Raw genomic sequence first — 21,257 nt, 5'->3', positions numbered from 1 at the left:
TACACATTTATCCTTTTGACATTTGCAGGTGTTGCGGCACCTGTTTTTTCTGTATAGATTCATTACTGGTGATTTGGATGTGTTTATTGGAGGCATAATGCATCTTAAAACGACTCTTTCCGTACTCGCAATCGCGGCGGTAGCAACTATGGCACAAAACAAAGCATATTCCGGCGCAGAACTCTACACACTTGAAGAATTCGGGTATGGTAAGTACGAAGCCCGCATGAAGATGGCCGCTGCCTCCGGTACCGTCAGTTCCATGTTTCTTTACCAGAATGGCTCAGAAAAAAACGATGGAAGAGCCTGGGTTGAAGTTGATATCGAGGTTCTCGGAAAAGCCCCCAACCAGTTCCAGTCGAACATCATTACTGGCAATGCTGCAAAACAGATCACCAGCGAAAAACACCATACCGTGAATCCGGCTGCGAACGAAGAATTTCATACTTATGGCATCGAATGGACACCCGATTATGTCCGTTGGACAGTTGATGGCGTAGAAATGCGCAAAACGGTCAAGGGAGAAAATGATCCCAGGAATCAGGTTGACGCCCTGAAAAACGGCCAAAATGGCATCCAGCAGGGACTCCGATTCAACATTTGGTCTTCTGAAAGTGAAGCTTGGGTTGGCCCGTTCGACGAATCCAAACTTCCGCTTTTCCAGTTCATCAACTGGGTCAAGGCTTACAAGTATACTCCGGGTCAGGGTCCTAACGGCAGCGACTTCACGCTCGACTGGACCGACAACTTTGACTCGTTCGACTCTGGCCGCTGGGGCAAGGGCGACTGGACCTTTGATGGCAATCGCGTGGATCTCACCAAGCAGAACATCTATTCCAGAGACGGCATGTTGATTTTGGCCCTCACTCGCAAGGGTCAGGAAAACTTCAATGGTCAGGTTCCTCAGGATGCTGCAGGCGACGCCGAATATAAAAACGGCACAACCCCGGCTTCTTCCAGCAGCGCACAGGACAATCCGCCGAGTTCTAGCAGCGAATTTAATCCGTTCAGCTCCAGCAGCGAAACAGAAGCAATTCATCCGCTTCGCACTCAAACAAGCAACAGGGCAATCCGCGGTACGGTCAACGCCAAGGGCGCTCGCGTGAACCCGAACAACAAGGCTAATTACCAAGTGGACTTTAACTTCTAGAAATTCATCCAACCCCAAACAACCCCGACCTGCATAGGAACCTCCCCTGTGCAGGTCTTTTTATTTAATGACCGCGCGAGCTGCAAACAAGTCGGTTCTTCCCATTGGCTCGCGCTCTCGCCACCGCCCCAGCTTAACGCTTGGGGCTTTGTGGCTCACAACAGACCGCTCGGCTCTTTATTATATTTTCGGCTATGAAACAGCGGATTATCAAGGCTTTGCTTGACATGAACCTCGCCGAGGGCGACAGGCTCCCGTCGGTGCGGTCCATGATCAAGAGCTTCGGTTCTTCGTCGGGCACGGTGCAGGCGGCGCTTGCCGAGCTGGAATCCGCAGGAAAAATTTGCAAGATTCAAGGAAAGGGCTGTTTTTGGGGCACGTCTCCCCTACGGTCCAAGGTCGCCTACGTTCATGAGACGGTTTCCGAAAAACTCGCCAAGGCTTTCGAACGCGACTTTGCGCAAGGCTATCTTAAACCTTCGCAACCGCTCCCCCTTTCCAAGGAACTTTCCGCCCGCTACAATGTTTCGCAGGGCACGCTCCGCAAGTTCCTAGAAGAAAAGGTGGCCTTGGGCATCTTGAAAAAAGAAGGCCGCCAGTACGTTTTTTACCGCAAGCAGCAGCAAAGAGATGAGGCTCCCCTCAGCGAGCTGATTTTCGTGACGCGATGCAACAGCTGGGGCGGATTCAGCGCCGAAAGCGAACGCGAGCTGGACTTTTTACGGCTTATCTACAAGACTGCAGGTAAGAACCACTACAAACTCACTCTGTTTGGTATCAATGATGCCTCAGGCAAACTCATAGACCGCAGCGGCAAGCCCTGTAAGCTTTCGGAGCACCCGAACGCCGTAGGTGCAATCCTCTCGACGCTCCTGGTACAGAATTTCAGGCCGCTTTTGACGTTCTTTGCCGACGCGAAATTTCCCGTGGCTGTGTGGTGGGAACATCCCATTGATTCCGTGCCTAAGAGTTTTTTGCGCAAGGACAACTGGGTGTTCTTCAATTCCACTTTCGGCAAACAGTCCGGCAAGGAAATTGGCCGCTACCTGCTGGGTCTCGGCGTGACCGAAGTAGGCTATTTTTCGCCGTACCACAATAGCTCTTGGTCCAAGGATCGCCTGACCGGCCTCGAAGAATCAGGCCTAGTGGTGCATCCCTATGTGGACGATGAATTCGCGAGCCCTTGGGATTACAAACAAATTGCCCGCAAGAAAGTCGAAAAACTCTCCGTAGAAATCATGGCGCGCAGCCTAGAAAAGGACAAACTCAAAACACTCGCCGAGCGCGCCCTCGAATTCCAGGCGGCAAACGGCAACAATATGCCGTGGATTTGCGTGAACGACGAAGTCGCGGGAATCTTCATGGAGATGGTCGAAGAAAACAACATGGAAATTCCGCAGCCAAACATCGGGCCCACCTACATCGCCTTCGACAACTCCATGGAAAGCTACCTCTTGCGCATTCCCTCTTACGACTTCAACACCGACGCACTCGTAGAACAAATCTTCTACTACATCAGCAACCCCTCGGCTTTTGACGGCATCAAAAAAATCCACCACATCCTAGGGAACGTGGTGGAAAAATAGATCTGCAAACTAAAAACTACTTGTTTTTATTCACGATCAGGGTCTTGGCCTTGAAGGTCTTCTTGTCAATCCACTTGACCATGAGCGACACCTTGTTGTCCTTGTTCAGGGCGGCCCAGTACTTCTTGAGCGTGTCTTCGGCGTTGTCAAAAATCGGCATCAGTTTCGGGAAACCGTTGAAGCTCGGGATCGGGCTGCCGTCAGTTTCGTAGGTACTGATGAAGTGGCCGAGACCCGGCAGCGCCTTTTCGTATTCGAACGTCATGCGTTCGCAGCCGGCTTCTTCGCTGTTGTTACGGCTCTTGAGGATGGAGAGCTTGTACACGGCGGGGCTAGCGTTCTTGTAGTGGATGCCGGAGATGCGCGGCGTGAAGTTCGGGGCGTCGTCTTCGTACTGGCGCGTGCGGAGGGCGCTTTCGAATGTGCCGCCCAGCTTAATGGCGTCGTAAATCGTGTCGGTCTGGTCGCCGTTGGTGATAATCTGAACATCGGCGGTGTGGCGTGCCGGGTAGTAGATAATCAGGTGCGGGTCCGTGAGCTTGGATTCGTCGAAGGCCTTGGTCTTCATGAAGCCGGTCTTCGGTTCGATTTCGAACACGCGGTTGCGGCTGTTGACGCTACGGCCCATAATCCAGTAGACCTGAACGTAGGACTTGCCGTCGGCGCTTTCGCCGAGGATAATTCCACGGCCAGGATAGGGGTTATTGGAGAGGGTCTTGAAATTCTGTTTTGCTTCGTCTGTGTAGGACATAGTGATTAGTAAATAGTGGTTGGTGATTGGGAAATTTTATCGTTTCGGGTTGTAGTTGTTCATCAGAACCATGGCGACGGCGACACAGAGCATCACCACGCTGCCGACAATGACTTGCTGGCGGTGGTTGTAGTCGCGCTTGACGTAGGTCGGATTTTCTTCGTTAAGTTCCTGAAGAGTCGGACCCTGATTCAGCTTGGTCGAATCGATGCCGTAAGTTTCCGCGATTTCTTCGTCGGTCATGTTCAGCGTACTCACGTAAGCGCTGTCGTACTTATCGAGCTTGTCTGCGGCTGCTGCGGGAATTGCAAGGGCAAAAAGCAACAGAAAAATGCAAAGGGAACGTGGCACGAGGTATGAGGTCGGCGCGTTGCGCCTCTGTGGTATGAGGTCGGCGCATTGCGCCTTTGAGGTATGAGGAAAAGTAGATGTACTATTTGACATCTTTACCTCATATCCCAAAGCGAGTGAAACGAGCGACCCCACAGCCCAGAACCCCTACCCTTCCTTCGCGAGCTTGTCGAGGATCTGGTTCACGAGGCCCGGGTTAGCCTTGCCGCCGGACTTGCGCATGGTCATACCCACGAGGAAGCCCTTGAGCGCAACCTTGCCTGCCTTGAATTCGGCGAACTGGGCCGCATTTTCGGCACACACAGCGCGGACCACTTCTTCGATGGCACCGGTGTCGGTCACCTGCACCAGGCCCTTTTCCTTCACGATGGCTTCAGGATCCTTGCCGGTCTCGAACATCTCGGCGAATACCGTCTTTGCAATCTTTCCGTTGATGGTGTTGTCGGCAATGAGGTTCACGAGCTTGCAGAGGTCTTCGGGCTTGATCTTGAGGGCGCTGAGGCCGCCTTCCAATTCCTTCACCTTAGCCAGAAGTTCGGTAATCACCCAGTTGGCGAGCACCTTACCGTTCTTGCAGTTCTTTGCGGCGGTATCGTACCATTCGCTCACGTCGCGGTCTTCGGTCAGCACCATGGCGTCGTATTCGGAAACACCGAAGTCGTCCATGAAGCGCTTGCGGCGGGCATCCGGCAGTTCCGGAAGCGTGCGGCGGATTTCTTCCACAAAGGCCGGGTCAGTCACGAGGCGCACCATGTCCGGTTCCGGGAAATACTTGTAGTCGTGGGCGTCTTCCTTACTGCGGATGACGATGGTCTTGTCCGCGTTGGGGTCGTAGCGCTTGGTGCACTGTTCCACTTCCTTACCGGCATCGAGGGTCGAGGCCTGCAAGTTCATTTCGCAGTACAGGGCCTTCTCGAGGTTCGTGAAGCTGTTCAGGTTCTTGATTTCGGCGCGGATACCAAACGGGGCGTCTTCGCTGGCACGGAGCGAGATATTACCGTCGCAGCGCATGTTGCCGTTTTCCATGTTGGCGTTGGACACGCGGGTGTATTCCAGCGTCTGCTTGATCTTCTTGAGAACGAGCACGGCTTCTTCGGGGCTACGGATATCCGGTTCGGTCACGATTTCGCAGAGCGGGGTGCCGCAGCGGTTCGCGTCGAAGTGGGAATCGGTGGGGCTCATGTCGTGGATGAGCTTACCGGCATCTTCTTCCATGTGGATACGGGTAATGCCCACGCGCTTCTTGGTGCCGTCTTCCTTGACAATCTCGAGCCAGCCGTTCTTGCAAATCGGGTGGTCGTACACCGGAAGTCCGCCCGTCTGGGTAATCTGGTAGCCCTTCGGCAGGTCCGGGTAGAAGTAGTTCTTGCGGGTCCACATCGCGTTCAGGTCGATTTCGCAGTTCAGGGCAAGGCCCAGGCGAATGGCGTATTCCACCGCCTTCTTGTTCGGCACGGGCATGGCACCCGGCATACCGAGGCAAACGGGGCAAACGTGCTTGTTCGGGGTCGTATTCACTTCGATTTCGCAGCCGCAGAACATCTTCGTCTTCGTCGCGAGCTGGCAATGGATTTCAAGACCGATAACAGGACAATAGTTAGGCATAAAAACTCCGTATTATTTTACGGCATACAAAATAGAAAAAAGACAGGCAAAACAGCTGGATTTTTATGTTTTTAAGCCTTAAAAATAGCCATTGCAATTTCCTATGTTTTTACTATTTTATCGCCATGCGTTTTGAAGTTCACCCAGTAAATCCGCAAGCGCGAATCGTGAAGCTTGCCGCAGCCGCCCTCGAAGACGACGGCTTGGTCCTCTACCCCACTGAATCTGGTTACGCGATTGGCTGTAATGCCGAATCGCCCAAGGCCATCCACAAGCTTTACGCCCTCAAGAAGCCGATGAAGAAATTCTTCATGGCGCTCATCATTCCGGACATTCGCAAGGCCACCGACTACGCCCGTGTAGACAACTTTGCATTCAACATCATGAAGCCGCGCGTGCCCGGACCGTATACATTTATTTTGCCCGCCGACCCGCACATTGCCCGCCGCCTGGACGTCAAGCGCCCCGAAATTGGCGTGAGGATGCCGACGCACCCGTTCTTCAAGGAACTTTTCCAACATTTCGACAAGCCGATCCTGAGCACGGCCGCAAAACTCACTGACGAAGACATGTACGAGCCCGACGATATCTGGAAAACCTTCGAGCATTCCGTCGACATGATGGTCGATTGCGGCCCCATCGAAATAAACCCGACCAACATTATCAGTTTGGTCGGGGATCAAGTCGAAGTGATTCGTGGCGAGTTGCTAGACCCGTAACTTACACCATGGCGGCGCTGAAGTCGGCCTTGGTGCAGAGGGTTTCCTTGCCTTCGGCATCGACGGTCAGGAGTTCGCCGCTGTACTTGTAAATGCCGTGGCGAGCCATGATGAGCTTAGCCTTCAGAACGATTTCGGCCTTCGGAATCACCGGAGCACGGAAACGGCAGTTTTCGACACCCATGAAGGCGGGGCGCTTGCCCGTGGTTTCGGCTTCGCGACCGATCATGGTGAGGAGCGTGGCAGCCTGGGCCATGGATTCAATCTGAATCACGCCGGGGAGCACCGGATTGCCCGGGAAATGTCCCTTGAGGAATCCTTCTTCGCCGGTCAAGTGCCACTTGGCAACGATTTCCATGTTTTCAGCGTCGAGACTCAAGATTTCATCGACAAAGGCAAACGGGGCCTTCTGCGGAAGCACGCTGTGGACGACTTCGGCATCGTAGAGGATTCCATCGACGTTAGACTTGGGTAAAGATTCCAGCATTGACATAAGGAATGATTTTCTCCATGATTTGGTGGTGGGACACATGCCCACCGTTGGTGATTTCGATTCTGACCCTCGGAAGGGCCGGACAGATAAAACTCAGGTCTCCAATCAAATCTAGTATTTTATGCATCGCAGGTTCGTTTGCGATGCGGAATTTTGACGAACAGGCGCTGTTTTGAGTCGCGCAATCCCCCGCTGCGAGCAGGAGTCCGCAAGATTCATCGACGCCTGCGAGGAGACCTGCCGCACGGGCGCGCTCCAGTTCCACCTGATGGATGAAGGTGCGCGCCATAAAAATTTGGTACAAGTTTTCGGGCGAATAAATGGAGACGGAAGCCGCCGACTTCAGGTCGTAACCGTCGCGGGCCACATTGCGATCGAGCACGTATTCGACTTCAAATGTTTCGGCAGGCGTGATGCGAACATGACCGTAGATTGCTTCGCCTTCGGCTCGCAATGACGTAGGTGTTTTTAAGTCCCACTCAGCATGCACGGGCGCATCGTAAAAGACGAGTTCTTCGGGCGCTCCGCAGAATTTTCGCATTTCGCAGAAGAACGGAATCGCAGAACCGTCCATCATCGGGACTTCGGGCTTGGTCGCATCAGTGAGCCGCACGTTAAAGCGCCGGTGCGGCCACATCAGGAACACGGGTGCCAAATGCTCCGGCGAAAGCAGCTGCCGCGAAGGCTCCCCCGCCGCAGAACCCGTCGAGTCATTCAACTTATAACCGGCGGTACGTTTCGCAAAAAATTCAAGTTCTTCAAAACAATGACACGCGTCGCTGCGATAAAAAAGCTTCTCGCCCACATACCACGCCACATAAGGAACCTTCTGCGGGTCACGCTCCAGCGGCTCGACAGAAAGCGAGACTTCACCAAAGCTCAAGCTGCGAGATTTAAAAACCAATTCGTTGCTCATTTCAACTTCTTCTTCGCCATCATGCGGAGTTCGACCATTTGACGACGCCAGATTTCGATGTCAATCGCCGGGAATCCTGCGACAGTTTTGCCTGCGGGAACGCTCTTGGTCACGCCCGCTTTCGCGGTCACAATCGCATTCTTGCCCACGGTCAAGTGCCCCGCGGCCTTAGCACCGCCCGCGAACTGTACGCCGTCTTCGAGAATCGTCGTGCCGCCGAGAGCCGTCTGCGAGGCCATGTAAATGTTATTGCCTAAAACGCAATTATGCGCAATCTGCACCATGGAATCCAGATGGCAGTTGTCACCAATAGTCGTCGGCGAAATGAATCCGGCCGCCACGACCGTGTTCGCACCAAAGCTTGAGCGGTTCCCGATGCGCACTCCTGCAAAATGCGGCACCATGCGGCGCTCGCCCTCGTGCTCGTAAAATCCGAACCCGCGGCTACCGACTACGACGCCTGCCTGAAAAATGCAACCCTCGCCCACAATAACATTCGGGTAAATGGTCACGTTCGATTCCAGGCGGCAACCTCGCCCGATGCTTGCACCGCGCATCACGATACAGCCGGGTCCGACAAAGCAGCCTTCGTCGACAAAGCCTTCCACAACTGCCGTCGGGTGAATCCAGGGGCCGGTTTCGCCATAGCCCACGCCCATGTAGTCGCGGTCAAAATGCACGCCCGATTCCATGTTGTCATTAAAGCCATTACCCTCGAAACGTTCCAGGAACTTGACCATGGCATGGTAAGGTTCTTTGACGGCGACAATGTACTTTGCGTTCGGGAAAATCTCGGCGAACGAAACCTCGCCCGATTGCACCGCTGCAGAAGGCACAAACAAGAGGCCGGCAGCCGTCTTTTTCAAATCATCGTTCGAAGGACCATTCGCATGCGTCACGCTCTCGATACGACCCACCCAGAAACTCACGTCATTTTCACGGGCCTGCGTCAGTGCAGCAAAGCCTGTTAAAGTAACCTCTGGCGACTCGCGCAAGACGTTACATTCCATCGATTCTGTATTGCGCAAAAATTCACATTCAATATGACATTCGTTTTGCAGGTAATCGACAATTTCCGAAGCGCAGACCGAGAACATTATTCCCCCAGCGCCATAATCTGCACCTTGCAAGCAAAGTCAATGTCTACATGGCCACCGAGTTTACCGCTCAGGTCTTCGCCATCGAGCTGCAAGAATTCGTCTTCGGCAAATTCAAGGTTAATGGATTTCGCCTTGTGCGTTTTTAGGAAATGCTTCTTGACAAAATTTCCAAGAATAGGCACCGTCCCCACGGCAATAGCGAGCAGGAACATGAACATATTCGGTACACAAACGATTTCAAGTAGACCATCAGCCATATCCGACTTGTAGAAGGGATTGGTTCCGCTCGCAAAGCTCGGAATGTTGCCGACAATCACCGTGCGGTGCCCATCCAAAAGCTTCTGCCAATTTTTTCCATCTGCATCGATAAAGGAAAGTTTTCCTTTTTTCAAATGATACGAACGGTCCGCAAAGAAACTCTTCACGTAATGCAGCTTGTTCACCAGCACGGAATTCGAGTTGAACTCCCCATTTGCGCGAGCACGGTTAAAATCATGAGCGATTCGGGCATCGATACCGCCCGAAAAATAGTTCGCAAAAGCAAGTTTCCCGTTCACCTTCCAGATATCGAAGGGTCGTGCCTTGGCCTGCAGCAGGCGACGCACCAGGAAAAGTAAGCCCTTGTCCACATAAGGTTTGTAAAGGTTCAGCACGCGGGCAAGGTCGTTACCGGTCCCCAGCGGAATCAGCCCAATTTTCACGGACTTCGCGTATTCCGAAGAGACCATCACCGAAAGGACAGATGACACCGTTCCGTCGCCACCGACGGCCACCAGCTTTTCCGTATTGGCCAGGGCGTCGCGAATTTGTTTTTCAAGACCGTCGATATGGGTGAATTCGGCCTTCCACTGGTCTTCGCTATAATTCAGCGAAGCCATGATTTCGGGCAAGAACTGGTGAATCACCTTGCCTTGGCCGCCGCCACTAATCGGGTTTATGAGAAAAACAAACTTATACATTACTTCATCAATTCGTCTTTAATCACCAAGTAGTGTTCCACATTTTCGTGGAACTTGCGGATTTCGTCTTCGGTAAGTTCCCGCACCACACGAGCCGGAGCACCCACAATCAAGCTTCCTTCAGGAAATTCCTTGTCCTGAGTCACTATGGCACCGGCTGCCACCACACTGTTGGACTTGATATGCACACCATCCATCAGAATGGCACCCATACCGACCAACACATGGTCATCGACGTCGCAGGCGTGCAAAATCGCATTATGGCCAACCGTCACATCGTTCCCGACATGCACCCCGACACCTGTCGAAAGGTGAATCGTCACGTTGTCCTGAATGTTGGTGCGTTTTCCAATGCGAATTTCGGCCAAATCCGCACGAATGACCGCATTGTAGAACACCGAGGAATCGTCGCCGATTTCTACATCGCCCACAATCTTTGCACCCTCGGCGATAAACACGCGTTCACCGACGACAGGTTTCTTGCCCTTGTATTCAATCAAACTTGCCATGACTATAATCTACAAAAAGATTCCAAAAGAAATCGGCTACTTTTTGTCCTGAGGAACCAGGCGTTCCGTAATGCGGAACAGGTCGTTGTATATTTCAAGAAAATCTTCAATCCAGATCGGATCGCGCTCACCTACCACATGGAAAGTTTCTTCAAGGGTGTGCAAGGAATTGTAGGGGCCAACTTGGCTTCCTGCGGGCAAAGCAACAGTACCATGGTACAAGTCCGCGGCGACAAGGCGTGCGCGAAGGCTGCGCCTTAAGCGAGCTATCAACGCCGAACGCAGCGAAAGGAGCTCTTCATGCGCCTGCAGGAGCTGTCCTTCGCGAATCCAGGCTTCCACGACATTCAATCGGCGAAGCGTCGATTCGCGTTCCGTCGCAGGGACCAGCAGCCTTTTTTCTGCAAGGGTCTGCTTCAGTTTTGCTGAAGTTGCAAGCAGCAGGTCAGCATTCCAGAACACCATCGGATTTTCTGCGAAGCGGTCCTGCGAATCGAGATGCACCGAATGCGTCTTGATCCAACGGTCCAACTTGTCGGCAACCATTGTCGCTTCAGGGAGTCTGTCCACCGCAAGGTATTCACCGGCGCGGTTCAGCAAGCTATCGGCATAGACCATACGCCAATGCGGAATCTTTCCGCTCTTGCGGATCGAATCGATGTTCTGACGGATGTTGTCTAAACGCTCTTGCATGTTTAATCTTTTTGCTTCTAAAATAGATTGCTTCGCTGCGCTCGCAATGACGTGTGCTACCTTTTTTCCATCTTCTGGAGCGGAGTGACGCCGATTTCCACGCGGCGATTTAAGCGGCGGTGTTCTTCGCTGTCGTTGGGATACTTGGGCTGGTGTTCGCCAAAGCCTGCCGCAAAGAGCCTATCGGGCGGGAACCCTTGGGCAATCAGCGTCTTCACGACATTGACGGCGCGTTCAGTCGAAAGGTTCCAGTTGGTATAGGTCTTCGATTTCACCGGAGTGTCGTCGGTAAAGCCGCTCACCATGATTACGTCTGTGGAATCAAGTGCCTCCAAAAGGCCCTTGCTGATTCCGCGGATCACGCCTTCGCCTTCCTTGGTAAGGTCGGCACCGTTAATCGGGAAAAGAAACGATGCCTGAATCTGGATCTTGCCATCTTCAAGGGCAATAAGGCCCGCTTCAATCGAGGTCTGCAAGCTCTTCGACAAAAGCGCATTGCGTTCCGCCGCAATTTTACGCATCTGTTCCTGGCAGCTTAAAACTTCCTCTTCGGTACGCGTCAGGTCTTCGGCCTTCTGCTCCTTCAAAGTCGCCATCGCCACAAACGCAAGGATGAACAGCGAAACCAGGGCAACGCCCAAGTCCGTATACGCCATCCAAGGATTGCTGTTTTCGTCTTTCTTAAAACGCATCGCTAGCCCTCAGAACTCACTTCGGGTTTACGCTGGGTCTGTTCCAGGACTTCCAGCAAGATTTCCTGCGTCTTGACCGCATTTTCCATGAGCACTTCGCTTGCGCGTTCGTGGAAGGCCTCGAGAGACTGGTTAAGGTGTTCAACAAAGCTTTCTTCTTCGTCGCGTTCTGCAGTATCGCCCGAAAGCTTTTCGAGAATGGTTTCGAGACCGGCTCGGAGCATTTCCAAATTCGCGCTGAGTTCACTCTGGTTTACGCGCATGAGTTCTGCTGTTTCCACCAGGTTTCCGCCAAGGGCGTCCGTCGCTTCCTTTTCCTTGACCACGCGGTTGTCGATGCTTTCGGTAAGGGCTTTCTGGGCTTCGAGGAGCACAGCCGAAGTTTCGGAAAGTTTCTGGAAGGCTCCGAGAATATCGGAAGAAAGTGCCGACAGCTTTTCGGAAACGGACTGGGAAAGTTCGGCAGAACCGGCCTGAGCCTTTTCGGCCACCTGCAGAGCCACGTTCTTGAGGGTTTCGAGACCTTCTTTCTGACTGTCCACATTCTTGAGTGTCTCGGCAGAAAGGCGTTCCATGAAGGAATTCCACTGGTCGCCAGACTGCTTGACCTGATCGGCCACAGCGGCGGCGACATTCTTCGTAGAATCGTTCATAGCCGATTCTGTTGCAGAGGCAACCCCATCAAGGCCCGCCTTCACATCGGAAGCCACCTTGGAAAGCGCCGATTCTACATTGTTCGAAACGCCTTCGAGAGAGCTCTTGAGCGTTGTTGAAATACCGTTCAGCTTTTCATCCAACTTAGACGGGATCGATTCCACAGACGCAGAAAGCGCCTTGATATTCTGTTCCATCGGAGTGAAAGCTCCTGACAAGGATTCCTTGACAGAAGGGCCCAAGTTCTCGACGGCCTTGTTCATGTTCTGGGAAACATTGGCAAGCGATTCATTGAGTTTCATAGTCACGGCAGAAAGTTCGTCGCCCACCATCGAGACAACGCCCGAAAGTCCATCCTTTACAGACGCCGCGACGACAGACAGGTTTTTCTCGACAGAATCGAATAGGCGCTCCAATTCGGTCTTGGCCTGAGCTTCTTCGCTTTCATCGCTTTCGGCTTCTCCCTGCAGGTTCAAAGTCAGTTCATCGAGACGCGCCACAAACGATTCACGGGCGGCAAGCACCATGTTGCGGCTCACATTCAAAATCAAGGCGGCGAACAAACCACAAAGGCTTGTACCAAAAATGCCCTTCATGTTCTGGAACAAAAGCTGAATCGTATCGAGCGTCCCCTGCGTCGTAGAATTGTCAATGGCTCCACCGGCAGTCGCCACAGAATACATCAAGCCAAAGAAGGTACCCATCAGGCCCAAGAGAATGACAGAGCCACCTGCACTTCTCGGAAGAGAGATTCCAACGCTGTTCGAAAGGACTTCGTAGGCCATCGACGAATCTAGGCGGATTTTTTTCTCTAGCAGGTTGTTGGCAAGGGAGACTCGCTTTGCCACAACACCATCACCAGAAACAGTACCGCGCTTTTCGCAAAGTTCCAGAGCGGCAGTTTCCTCGGCAACCTGTTTTGCCGTCTTGAGGGCAACAACTTGTTCTCCAACAAAAACGGCAAAGATCGCCACCATGATAATCCAGCCAAAGAGCGGAGCTCCAAAGTAGATGGCTGCAGCCACCAAGGCAACAAGCCCAATTACCGTAAGAGCCAAAATAAAGTTAAATGCATTCTTCATATTTTAACCTGCATCCTTAAGCTCCAGCAGGAGCCGTTGTTTCAAACAAGTTTAACTGACCGCGCGAGAATCCGCGCAGAAACAAAGCCCATTTGCTCTGGTACCATTCGATAATCTGGATGGTGAGTCCGCGGGCGTAATCACAAAAATCATCGGTAAACGCAAGGAATCCGTTTTCGTAGGCGTAATGCGGATTCCAGAAGCGGCCTACGTTGCGAGCGCAAGATGCCGCCGAGCTGTAGTAGTGTGCGGGGCCCTTCGTATTGAAGGCAGCCGCAAAGCGCTTTTTGGCCAAGGCGTTCAGGGAACTGCGTAGCGACACCACCATGGCATTTTCCTTGTCGCGGAGCGACGCTTCCAAACTGGGGAGCAGTTTGGAAACCGCATCCACGGCGCTCTCGGAGTGCCAGTACTTGCAGAGCTTTTCCTGCAACTGCATCACGCGCCCGTGCATGCGGACGAACAAGGGTTCGGCGTCGCTCACCAGCAAGTGGATCGTCGCCGAATAGAATGCGTTGATATCTTGCTTGTTGTTCTTCACGGTAAGTGCCCAGCCCTTTTCTTCGTCGTGATGAAGGAAGTCGCCCCCTTCCAAGAGCAGGCGCATCACTTCGTCTGTCGAAAAGCGCTGCATCCACTTGGTGCGGAACTCGTCGTAAAGCTTGTTTGCATCGGCGATAATCTGCGGAAAACTACTGTCCGAAAGTTTCCAGGCCGTTTCGCTGAACGAGATCAATTCAGAAGTCCCGACATTCACCGCCGGATCGTTCATCATCGCGTCCAAATGTTCGTGCAGCACAATCGACCATGTCACCATCATCGATTGCGAAAGGGTCGCCATCATTCCGGAACGGTTAGGCCGCACCGAAAGACGGACACTATTGCCCGTCATCTTGCGAATGGACCTACGAAACGACTCCTGCACTGATGCTCCTTAGAACGCGGTTTCTATGCGATGCCAAATGTTGCGGTTGATACGCTTACCCTGTGCGGCAAGTTCTTCGGACTCGTTTCTCACATCGGCTTCGAGATTGTTCTTGATCAAGCTGCGGTCGCCATCAAACTTTCCACCCGGTTCAAGATACAAGCCATAGACATTGTCGTTGATTTTCGTGTCAGCAGACATCACCTGTCCTGCGCGGATCGAAAGAGCAAAGCGATTACGCAAGAATTCGCAGCGGGCCAAGAAAACTTCGGGAACGTCATCGATCCAAAGCCCGTAGTAGTTGTTCACGAACTTCACATTCTCGAAAATGCCCTTGGAACGGAACACCGTATTGCGGAAGGCGTTTTCGATAATCAGGTTCTTGATTTCAAAGGGGCGGTTTGCAGACACAAAATGGACGCCGTTCCAGCTCTTGATCGAATCGGCACTCTTGAAGACCACCGGAGCCGCATCGGTTCCGATAATTTTCACCGCGCCACGGAACATGAGCTTGGCGTATTCACCCATGAGCACGGTAACACCCGGTTCAATTTCCAGGGTGTCCTTTGCAGAGAAAACCGCACCCTGCTCCAGCAGATAAGGACTATCCGCCACCACCAGTTTCACCTTGCCATTCTCAATAGGCGGGAAAGGCATCTCCCCCGCGAGTGCACTAGAAGAAAGCGCAGCAACAACAACCCCAACAATCAACTTAAACTTCGAAATCAAAATTCACTCCTCAGCTTAATCTTCTGGATCACGTGCATATCGGGAATCACGCTATTAGCAACAATATCATTTACACTCAGATCGCCAGTCAATTCCATCCGAACGGTAGAAATCGCACCGTGCGTTACATCGAAGAGAATCGATCCTGTACCCACGATAAAGCCGTTACTTTCCATACGCAGGTCAGATGTAGAATCGGCCACTTCCTTGTACTTCAGGTTCATGCCGATCTTTGCCATCTGGACTCCATCATGAACATAGCAGTCTTCGAGCGTAAACGACTTGTACACCACTGTCTTTCCGGAATTGCCAGGAATTTCAACGGGACGTTCCCAAGTTTCACCCAGCTTGACCGCCTTGCCCGGCAGCAGCGGCTGCACCTTCAAGAAAATGCGGATAAGATCCAGCGCTTCCGTTCCAAGCATCACCGAATCTTCGATAAACGGGTCGCGGACAGCACCATCTTTAGCCATCTTGAACTGGAAATGCTCGGTGGACATGTAACGTTCCATGCTGCGGAACTCTTCGACCGTACGCTTGTCGGACTTGTAGTCCACCGAGTCGATTTTCAACTGGAACTTCGCAGAGCCGTCATCGTAAGCAGTCAAAAGCGTATTCGTGGCCCGAACCTCGAGATGGGTGTTCATCGCCTCGGGGGTCGCTTCGACAGAATCCGCCGTCGGGAGTATTGCGTTCAGAGAGGATTCAAAATAATAGGTCTGCGGCGGGACATTCTGGGTATTGAACGCGAGAACCACTTCATTTCCTTCGCAGGCACATAATACACACAGGGCTACAGAGCCCGTAAAAAGCTTTAAGAAATTCATGTCTAGAATGTAGTAAATCGTCGAATAAATTTAACTTGGGGATCCCTGAAATTCACCCTTGTTGCCGCTATCGCCCTTTTCGAGACGCATTTGTTGGAAAAATGCCTTTAAAAGGCCCAGACATTCGTCGGCGAGCACGCCGCCCACCACCTCGACTTCGCGCTTGAGTGCGTTGTTCGTAATCACATCGATTGTGGTGCCGCAGCCGCCGAAACGGGTATCTGGGGAGCCGTAGACTACGCGCGAGACACGGCTGTTGAGGATAGCCCCCGCGCACATCGGGCAGGGTTCGAGCGTTACATACAAAGTACAACCGTCCAGACGCCAGTTTTCAAGGTGACTTGCCGCCGTTCCAATTGAAAGGATTTCTGCATGGGCAGTGGCGTCCTTGAGCATCTCAATCTGGTTGTGGCCTTTACCGATGACTACCCCATCTTTCACGATAACGCAACCGATGGGAATTTCCTTCTCATCGAAAGCCTTTTGCGCCTCGCGAAGCGCCATGCGCATGTATTTTTCATCTTCAGAGGTATGAGGTATGAGGTGTGAGGTCGCAGCCTTCGGCTGCTTTGAGGTGTGAGGTATAGGGTTGCAGACTTCGGCCGATTTGAGATTTGAGGGTCGAGAATCGGCTTTGTTCATTTCTTCATCTTTCATTTATCACTCCTCAAAGGGGCTTTAGCCCCGCGCTCATACCCCAAAGGCACGCAGTGCCGTCCTCACAGACCTCTCCCGTAGGCGCAGTAGGAGTCTTCTTGCATGTAGTCGCCGTCATGATAGTAAGCGGCACGGGCGCGGCAACCGCCGCAGCGATCGTTGAACTTGCACTTGCCACAGGCACCGGAGTAGGCCTTGGTGCGGAGTTTCTTGAACACATCCGCATTCGCCCAGATTTCATCAAACGGAGTATCGTGCACATCGCCCGCCTCTTCCATCATGTAGGCGCAGGGGCGCACCTTCCCGATGGGGCTCACGATGCAGTAGCTGAGACCCGCGAGGCATCCGCGGCTGTAACGTGTCTTGATGTCCAATTGGTCTGCTATGCGCAGGAACTGCGGAGCGCAAGTGGGCTTTACGGGGATGCCGAGCGTGCGGCTCTTTTCCATAATCTTGCGGAGGAGTCCTTCGTATTCGGCGACGCGGAGCGCATGGCCTTCGATTTCCTTGCCGCGGCCGACCGGAATGAGGAAGAAAATCTGGTGGTTCACCGCACCGATTTCCTTGACCCAGTCCATGATGTCAAAAATTTCGTTCTGGTTCCAGTCCATAATCGTCGTGTGAATCTGGAACGGGAGACCAGCCGCCTTGCAGTTTTCGATGCCCATCATCGTCATCTCGAAGGCATTCGGAAGGCCGCGGAAGTCGTTATGGCGGTCGTGGTCGATACTGTCGATGCTGATGCCCATCGCCATGGCGCCCGCCTTCTTGAGTTCAAAGGCCAGGTCGTGCGTGATGAGCGTACCGTTGGTGCCGAACACCGGGCGAAGTCCCTTGCTCGAAGCGTGCGCGACCAGTTCCACAATATCCGGGCGGGTCATGGGCTCGCCGCCGCTAAAAATCATGATCTTGAACCCCGCCTTCGCGATTTCATCAATCAGTTTCAACGCCTCCGGCGTCGTGAGTTCGGCAGCCTTGTTCTCGCCTGCGTCCTGGTAGCAGTGCTTGCAGGTCAGGTTACACTTGTTGGTGGTCATCCAAGATACAATCATTTTAAATCCTCATTAATTTCATCCATGGATTGCTTCGTCGCCTACGGCTCCTCGCAATGACATATTCAAAAAATAGAAATTACAGCGACTTGAAAACCTTACGGGCGGCATCGACGGTGCGGTCAATGTCGCTTTCCGTATGGGCGGCACTCACAAAGATCGCCTCGAACTGGCTCGGGGCAAGGTAAATGCCTTCGTCGAGCATTCCAAGGAAGTAGCGGCGGAACAAATCCAAGTCGGACTTTTGCACATCGGCAAAGCATGTGACCGGGCCTTCGGTAAAGAAGATGCAACCCATGGAGCCCACCTGGTTTGTCGCAAGCGGAATTTCCGCCGTTTTTGCGGCGTCTTTAAGTCCTTCAATCAGGCGTGTCGTCATCGCTTCAGCATGCTTGTAATATTCCGGATGCGTCTTCAGTTCACGCATCGTGGCAAGGCCCGAGGCCATCGCCACCGGGTTACCCGACAGGGTTCCCGCCTGGTAAATTCCGCCGAGCGGCGCTATCTGCTGCATGACATCCAAGCGACCGCCATAAGCGCCCACCGGCATGCCGCCACCGATAATCTTACCAAAAGTCGTCAGGTCCGGTTTGATGCCGTACAAGCCTTGTGCGCAGTGAATGTCGACACGGAAACCGGTCATGACTTCGTCTACAATCAAGAGTGCGCCATGTTTCTTGGTTTCCTCGGAGAGCGCATGCAAGAATTCTCTCTTCGCGGGCACCACGCCCATATTCCCGGCCACGGGTTCTACAATGACGCCCGCAATTTCGTCGCCAATCTTATCGAAAAGTTCCTTCACGCCCGCCACATCGTTGTACTGGAGCGTGAGCGTGTACTTGGCGAGGTCCGCAGGCACGCCTTTGCTGCTCGGCTTACCGGTGGTAAGCATCCCCGAGCCCGCCTTAATCAGCAAGCTATCGCTATGGCCGTGGTAACAACCTTCAAACTTGACAATCTTGTCGCGGCCCGTGAAACCACGCGCTGCACGGATGGCACTCATCGTCGCTTCGGTACCGCTGTTGACCATGCGGATCATCTCGACACTGGGCACCAGTTCCATCACCAGCTTCGCCAGTTCCGATTCCAGTCCGCAGGGCGCACCAAAACTCAAACCATTCTGGGCCGTATCGGCCACCGCCTTGATGACGGCATCATGAGCATGTCCCAAAAGCATCGGGCCCCAACTGCCCACGTAGTCGATGTAGTCGTTGCCATCGACATCGTAAATGTGGCTACCCTTGGCTCGCTTGATAAACGGAGGCGTTGCCCCCACATTGCTATAGGCTCGCACCGGGCTATTCACGCCGCCCGGCATCAGGTTCTTGGCTTCGGCAAAAAGTTTTTCACTCAAAGAATGGTTCATGCTATAAAAATAGAAAATCCGGCCCGAAAGGTCGGATTTCCTAAAATCGAATTCGTTTATGAAACGATTACTGTGCAGCCGGAGCAGCGGGTTCTTCCGAAGACATCTGTTCGCAGGTAAAGCCACCCACGCCCTGATCGTAGAAGTATTCAGCAGAAGAGCCATCTGCAGACGGGCAGGCAAGTTCAGCACCAGACGGGCAACCGGTTCCCTGCGTTGCAGTCATCATGCCTTCCACAGAAGCGCAACTAGACTTGAGACCTTCAGCAGCAGCATTATCAGCAGCAATAGCCATGCAAGTATGGCTTTCAACGCCACCGAAAGTGGTGACCATGTCGCAAGAAACAACGCTCTTGCCGGACATCGGATCATCGCTAGCAGCAGAAGAGGAAGAGTCATCACCGCAAGCAGTGAAGAGAGCAGCAGTGCCGAGAGCGGCAAGAATCATAAGCTTTTTCATTTTTTTCTCCATAATATGATTTTGTGTCATTAATGACAGAAAGAAATATAATTCATTTTATGGAAAAAAGAACAAAAAAATTAACTTATTCCTAATAAATTGCGTAAAAAAGAATTTACAGCACAGCGGTTTAATGTATTAAACCCTTTTCAAGCGCTTCCTTGGCATGGTAAGTGATGATGATGTCGGCTCCGGCACGCTTGAAAGCGAGCAGATTTTCGCGAATAATGGCATTTTCATCAATCCAGCCCATCTTGGCAGCAGCCTTTACCATCGAATACTCGCCACTCACGTTATAGACCGCCACGGGCACATTGCTGATTTCAGCGGTTCCCCGCAGAATATCAAGGAATGCAAGCCCAGGCTTCACCATCACGATGTCAGCCCCTTCTTCAATGTCCAGTTCAACTTCACGCAATGCCTCGCGACCGTTGCGCACATCCATCTGGTAGCTTTTGCGATTGCCAAAATGCGGTGCGGAATCAGCGGCATCGCGGAACGGCCCGTAATAAGCGCTTGCAAACTTTGCGCTATAGGCCATGATCGGCGTATTTTGGAATCCATTTTCATCCAACTTTTCGCGGATTGCCGCCACACGGCCATCCATCATATCGGACGGGGCCACCATGTCGGCTCCGGCTTCCGCATGCGAAAGGGCGGTTTTCGCCAACAGTTCAAGCGTCGGGTCGTTATCGACATCGTTGTCCTTCACAATTCCGCAGTGTCCGTGGCTCATGTATTCGCAAAGGCACACATCGGTAATCACATATAAATCCGGGAACTTCGCCTTGATGGAGCGTACCGCACGCTGCACGATTCCATCGTCGTCGTAAGCGGAAGACGCCACTTCGTCCTTGTAATTCGGAATGCCGAACAAAAGAATCGACTTGATTCCAAGGGCCACGCAGCCTTCGAGTTCCTTCAAGATTTCATCGATGCTAAAGCGGAACTGCCCCGGCATCGATGGGATCTCTTCTCTTACATTTTCCCCTTCGACCACGAACATCGGGTAAACGAGGGAATCGGGATTGACGGCTGTTTCAGCCACCATGTTGCGAATAGTTTCATTCTTGCGTAAGCGACGTGGACGGATAATCATAACAACTGCGGGTTAAAGGTGTTTTTTCATAATATAACAAAAAAGGCCCCGCTGTGGGGGCCCAGAAGATTCAACTACAAATCACCTTGGTAGTTTGGCGGAACAATGAAGAACGCTTCGCTATATTCAATCGATGAATCCATACCGTTATTTGTCGAGATAAAGACATAGGCGCGTCCCACCTTCAGGTTATCGATTTTCTCCGTCATCGTAGCCGTCATCGTATTCCCAACCACCTTGGCATCCTTAATTTCCCAGTTATTATTATTCCATTGCTCCGGGAGTTTGTCTTTTTCCGAATCAATCGCGTGTACCGGATACTGCCCTATCGCAAGGGTCGGGTAATCCAAATCATCGGTAATAAATTCACCTTCGCTTAAGGTCACCTTGATCGTAAAGGTCGCATTGTAGGTTTCACTCTTCGTATTCAGTCTTTCCCAGGTCGGTTCCGAAATTTCAAACGTGGCCACCCTCGAAGCAGACTCCGTTGAACGAGCGATCATCGACTTTGCCCATGCCAACTGTTCTGCCGTTCCGTTGGGATCTTCCTTGTCGTCCGAATCAGATTTCGGTTCCTCGGTAACGGGGCTTGCCTCTGGCACACCTGATTCGACCAACGTGAATTCATAATCGTCTACACCAAACGGACTAATCGAGAATTTTCCTTCATGAATGTCGAGAGGAATATCATTTCCCATAAGGGTAATCGTCAACGAGCCTTCCTTGAACGAGTCCGTCGAGCCAGTCCAGGTTCCCTCTGCAACAACCGCGTTTTCAAATGTGGAAATGTTATTCTTTTCCTTCACCTTTTGTTCGGTGACAATAAAGGAACCGTCCTTGAACAGGTAGACGGCATCCACCATCGTCTTGGTCTGCCCTTTA

At 52.5% G+C, this 21,257-nt stretch carries 23 protein-coding genes; 3 read left to right on the top strand and 20 right to left on the bottom strand.

The window, feature by feature from the left end:
- Positions 1–97 precede the first annotated feature (97 nt).
- Positions 98–1,150: a family 16 glycosylhydrolase gene (locus tag ACKI61_RS11060; protein ID WP_407457760.1), complete on the top strand. Its 1,053-nt coding sequence runs from the start codon at positions 98–100 to the stop codon at positions 1,148–1,150.
- 194 nt (positions 1,151–1,344) lie between these two features.
- Entirely contained in the window at positions 1,345–2,736 is a 1,392-nt protein-coding gene (locus tag ACKI61_RS11055; protein ID WP_407457759.1) for a GntR family transcriptional regulator, read from the top strand.
- Between the two features lie 16 nt (positions 2,737–2,752).
- Here ACKI61_RS11055 and ACKI61_RS11050 read toward each other — a convergent pair whose 3' ends face one another.
- The 3 genes from ACKI61_RS11050 to gatB form a co-directional block, all read right to left on the bottom strand.
- Entirely contained in the window at positions 2,753–3,487 is a 735-nt protein-coding gene (locus ACKI61_RS11050) for an IMP cyclohydrolase (protein ID WP_407457758.1), read from the bottom strand.
- Between the two features lie 36 nt (positions 3,488–3,523).
- Complete coding sequence (locus ACKI61_RS11045) at positions 3,524–3,811, bottom strand: hypothetical protein (protein ID WP_407457757.1); 288 nt, start codon at positions 3,809–3,811, stop codon at positions 3,524–3,526.
- 174 nt (positions 3,812–3,985) lie between these two features.
- Positions 3,986–5,443, bottom strand: a complete 1,458-nt coding sequence (gene gatB / locus ACKI61_RS11040; protein WP_173338275.1) for an Asp-tRNA(Asn)/Glu-tRNA(Gln) amidotransferase subunit GatB — start codon at positions 5,441–5,443, stop codon at positions 3,986–3,988.
- A gap of 125 nt (positions 5,444–5,568) precedes the next feature.
- Between gatB and ACKI61_RS11035 the strand changes: the two genes are divergently transcribed.
- Positions 5,569–6,162: an L-threonylcarbamoyladenylate synthase gene (locus ACKI61_RS11035; RefSeq protein WP_291023793.1), complete on the top strand. Its 594-nt coding sequence runs from the start codon at positions 5,569–5,571 to the stop codon at positions 6,160–6,162.
- 1 nt (position 6,163) lies between these two features.
- On the opposite strand, the gene ACKI61_RS11030 is transcribed toward ACKI61_RS11035, so the two are convergent.
- The 17 genes from ACKI61_RS11030 to ACKI61_RS10950 form a co-directional block, all read right to left on the bottom strand.
- Positions 6,164–6,655 (bottom strand): 3-hydroxyacyl-ACP dehydratase FabZ family protein, encoded by a 492-nt coding sequence (locus tag ACKI61_RS11030; RefSeq protein ID WP_233144358.1) that lies wholly within the window; start codon positions 6,653–6,655, stop codon positions 6,164–6,166.
- A complete protein-coding gene (locus tag ACKI61_RS11025; RefSeq protein WP_407457756.1) occupies positions 6,624–7,571 on the bottom strand; it encodes a UDP-3-O-acyl-N-acetylglucosamine deacetylase in 948 nt (315 codons plus the stop codon). The genes ACKI61_RS11030 and ACKI61_RS11025 overlap by 32 nt, the downstream gene beginning before the upstream one ends.
- Positions 7,568–8,668 (bottom strand): UDP-3-O-(3-hydroxymyristoyl)glucosamine N-acyltransferase, encoded by a 1,101-nt coding sequence (locus ACKI61_RS11020; protein ID WP_407457755.1) that lies wholly within the window; start codon positions 8,666–8,668, stop codon positions 7,568–7,570. Before ACKI61_RS11020 ends, ACKI61_RS11025 begins: the two co-directional genes overlap by 4 nt.
- Positions 8,668–9,630 carry a diacylglycerol/lipid kinase family protein gene (locus tag ACKI61_RS11015; protein WP_407457754.1) on the bottom strand — a complete coding sequence of 321 codons (963 nt, stop codon included), beginning with the start codon at positions 9,628–9,630 and terminating at the stop codon, positions 8,668–8,670. The genes ACKI61_RS11020 and ACKI61_RS11015 overlap by 1 nt, the downstream gene beginning before the upstream one ends.
- On the bottom strand, positions 9,630–10,139 hold the full coding sequence (locus ACKI61_RS11010; RefSeq protein ID WP_407457753.1) for a gamma carbonic anhydrase family protein: 510 nt from the start codon (positions 10,137–10,139) through the stop codon (positions 9,630–9,632). The genes ACKI61_RS11015 and ACKI61_RS11010 overlap by 1 nt, the downstream gene beginning before the upstream one ends.
- 36 nt (positions 10,140–10,175) lie before the next feature.
- Complete coding sequence (locus ACKI61_RS11005; RefSeq protein ID WP_407457752.1) at positions 10,176–10,832, bottom strand: hypothetical protein; 657 nt, start codon at positions 10,830–10,832, stop codon at positions 10,176–10,178.
- Positions 10,833–10,888: 56 nt separating this feature from the next.
- Positions 10,889–11,524: a flagellar motor protein MotB gene (locus ACKI61_RS11000; protein ID WP_407457751.1), complete on the bottom strand. Its 636-nt coding sequence runs from the start codon at positions 11,522–11,524 to the stop codon at positions 10,889–10,891.
- A 2-nt stretch (positions 11,525–11,526) separates the two neighbouring features.
- Positions 11,527–13,260: a fimbrial protein gene (locus tag ACKI61_RS10995; RefSeq protein ID WP_407457750.1), complete on the bottom strand. Its 1,734-nt coding sequence runs from the start codon at positions 13,258–13,260 to the stop codon at positions 11,527–11,529.
- Positions 13,261–13,276: 16 nt separating this feature from the next.
- The gene (locus ACKI61_RS10990; protein ID WP_407457749.1) at positions 13,277–14,185 is read right to left on the bottom strand and encodes a hypothetical protein; all 909 of its coding nucleotides are present in this window, start codon (positions 14,183–14,185) and stop codon (positions 13,277–13,279) included.
- 9 nt (positions 14,186–14,194) lie between these two features.
- Positions 14,195–14,914, bottom strand: coding sequence for a hypothetical protein (locus ACKI61_RS10985; protein ID WP_407457748.1), 720 nt, complete (start codon positions 14,912–14,914; stop codon positions 14,195–14,197).
- Positions 14,911–15,741 (bottom strand): hypothetical protein, encoded by an 831-nt coding sequence (locus tag ACKI61_RS10980; protein WP_407457747.1) that lies wholly within the window; start codon positions 15,739–15,741, stop codon positions 14,911–14,913. Before ACKI61_RS10980 ends, ACKI61_RS10985 begins: the two co-directional genes overlap by 4 nt.
- 30 nt (positions 15,742–15,771) lie before the next feature.
- On the bottom strand, positions 15,772–16,398 hold the full coding sequence (gene tadA / locus ACKI61_RS10975) for a tRNA adenosine(34) deaminase TadA (protein WP_407457746.1): 627 nt from the start codon (positions 16,396–16,398) through the stop codon (positions 15,772–15,774).
- Between the two features lie 62 nt (positions 16,399–16,460).
- Positions 16,461–17,450 (bottom strand): putative heme d1 biosynthesis radical SAM protein NirJ2, encoded by a 990-nt coding sequence (gene nirJ2 / locus ACKI61_RS10970; RefSeq protein WP_407457745.1) that lies wholly within the window; start codon positions 17,448–17,450, stop codon positions 16,461–16,463.
- 79 nt (positions 17,451–17,529) lie between these two features.
- Positions 17,530–18,816: a glutamate-1-semialdehyde 2,1-aminomutase gene (hemL, locus tag ACKI61_RS10965; RefSeq protein WP_407457744.1), complete on the bottom strand. Its 1,287-nt coding sequence runs from the start codon at positions 18,814–18,816 to the stop codon at positions 17,530–17,532.
- A gap of 67 nt (positions 18,817–18,883) precedes the next feature.
- Positions 18,884–19,276, bottom strand: coding sequence for a hypothetical protein (locus ACKI61_RS10960; RefSeq protein ID WP_407457743.1), 393 nt, complete (start codon positions 19,274–19,276; stop codon positions 18,884–18,886).
- Positions 19,277–19,406: 130 nt separating this feature from the next.
- On the bottom strand, positions 19,407–20,375 hold the full coding sequence (gene hemB, locus ACKI61_RS10955; RefSeq protein ID WP_407457742.1) for a porphobilinogen synthase: 969 nt from the start codon (positions 20,373–20,375) through the stop codon (positions 19,407–19,409).
- Between the two features lie 74 nt (positions 20,376–20,449).
- A partial coding sequence (locus ACKI61_RS10950; protein ID WP_407457741.1) for a hypothetical protein occupies positions 20,450–21,257 on the bottom strand: 808 nt, incomplete at its 5' end.

This window comes from Fibrobacter sp., assembly GCF_045601785.1.
In the GTDB taxonomy this organism is placed as follows: domain Bacteria; phylum Fibrobacterota; class Fibrobacteria; order Fibrobacterales; family Fibrobacteraceae; genus Fibrobacter.
The sequence above is the reverse complement of the archived record's forward strand: the minus strand, read 5'-3'. Positions and strand labels throughout refer to the sequence as shown.

What these genes read in the sequence shown, in the direction of transcription:
- ACKI61_RS11060 (WP_407457760.1), top strand. Translation starts at nt 98, where the DNA reads ATGCATCTTAAAACGACTCTTTCCGTACTCGCAATCGCGGCGGTAGCA.
- ACKI61_RS11055 (WP_407457759.1), top strand. Translation starts at nt 1,345, where the DNA reads ATGAAACAGCGGATTATCAAGGCTTTGCTTGACATGAACCTCGCCGAG.
- ACKI61_RS11050 (WP_407457758.1), bottom strand. Translation starts at nt 3,487, where the DNA reads ATGTCCTACACAGACGAAGCAAAACAGAATTTCAAGACCCTCTCCAAT.
- gatB (WP_173338275.1), bottom strand. Translation starts at nt 5,443, where the DNA reads ATGCCTAACTATTGTCCTGTTATCGGTCTTGAAATCCATTGCCAGCTC.
- ACKI61_RS11035 (WP_291023793.1), top strand. Translation starts at nt 5,569, where the DNA reads ATGCGTTTTGAAGTTCACCCAGTAAATCCGCAAGCGCGAATCGTGAAG.
- ACKI61_RS11030 (WP_233144358.1), bottom strand. Translation starts at nt 6,655, where the DNA reads ATGTCAATGCTGGAATCTTTACCCAAGTCTAACGTCGATGGAATCCTC.
- ACKI61_RS11025 (WP_407457756.1), bottom strand. Translation starts at nt 7,571, where the DNA reads ATGAGCAACGAATTGGTTTTTAAATCTCGCAGCTTGAGCTTTGGTGAA.
- ACKI61_RS11020 (WP_407457755.1), bottom strand. Translation starts at nt 8,668, where the DNA reads ATGTTCTCGGTCTGCGCTTCGGAAATTGTCGATTACCTGCAAAACGAA.
- ACKI61_RS11015 (WP_407457754.1), bottom strand. Translation starts at nt 9,630, where the DNA reads ATGTATAAGTTTGTTTTTCTCATAAACCCGATTAGTGGCGGCGGCCAA.
- ACKI61_RS11010 (WP_407457753.1), bottom strand. Translation starts at nt 10,139, where the DNA reads ATGGCAAGTTTGATTGAATACAAGGGCAAGAAACCTGTCGTCGGTGAA.
- ACKI61_RS11005 (WP_407457752.1), bottom strand. Translation starts at nt 10,832, where the DNA reads ATGCAAGAGCGTTTAGACAACATCCGTCAGAACATCGATTCGATCCGC.
- ACKI61_RS11000 (WP_407457751.1), bottom strand. Translation starts at nt 11,524, where the DNA reads ATGCGTTTTAAGAAAGACGAAAACAGCAATCCTTGGATGGCGTATACG.
- ACKI61_RS10995 (WP_407457750.1), bottom strand. Translation starts at nt 13,260, where the DNA reads ATGAAGAATGCATTTAACTTTATTTTGGCTCTTACGGTAATTGGGCTT.
- ACKI61_RS10980 (WP_407457747.1), bottom strand. Translation starts at nt 15,741, where the DNA reads ATGAATTTCTTAAAGCTTTTTACGGGCTCTGTAGCCCTGTGTGTATTA.
- tadA (WP_407457746.1), bottom strand. Translation starts at nt 16,398, where the DNA reads ATGAAAGATGAAGAAATGAACAAAGCCGATTCTCGACCCTCAAATCTC.
- nirJ2 (WP_407457745.1), bottom strand. Translation starts at nt 17,450, where the DNA reads ATGATTGTATCTTGGATGACCACCAACAAGTGTAACCTGACCTGCAAG.
- hemL (WP_407457744.1), bottom strand. Translation starts at nt 18,816, where the DNA reads ATGAACCATTCTTTGAGTGAAAAACTTTTTGCCGAAGCCAAGAACCTG.
- ACKI61_RS10960 (WP_407457743.1), bottom strand. Translation starts at nt 19,276, where the DNA reads ATGAAAAAGCTTATGATTCTTGCCGCTCTCGGCACTGCTGCTCTCTTC.
- hemB (WP_407457742.1), bottom strand. Translation starts at nt 20,375, where the DNA reads ATGATTATCCGTCCACGTCGCTTACGCAAGAATGAAACTATTCGCAAC.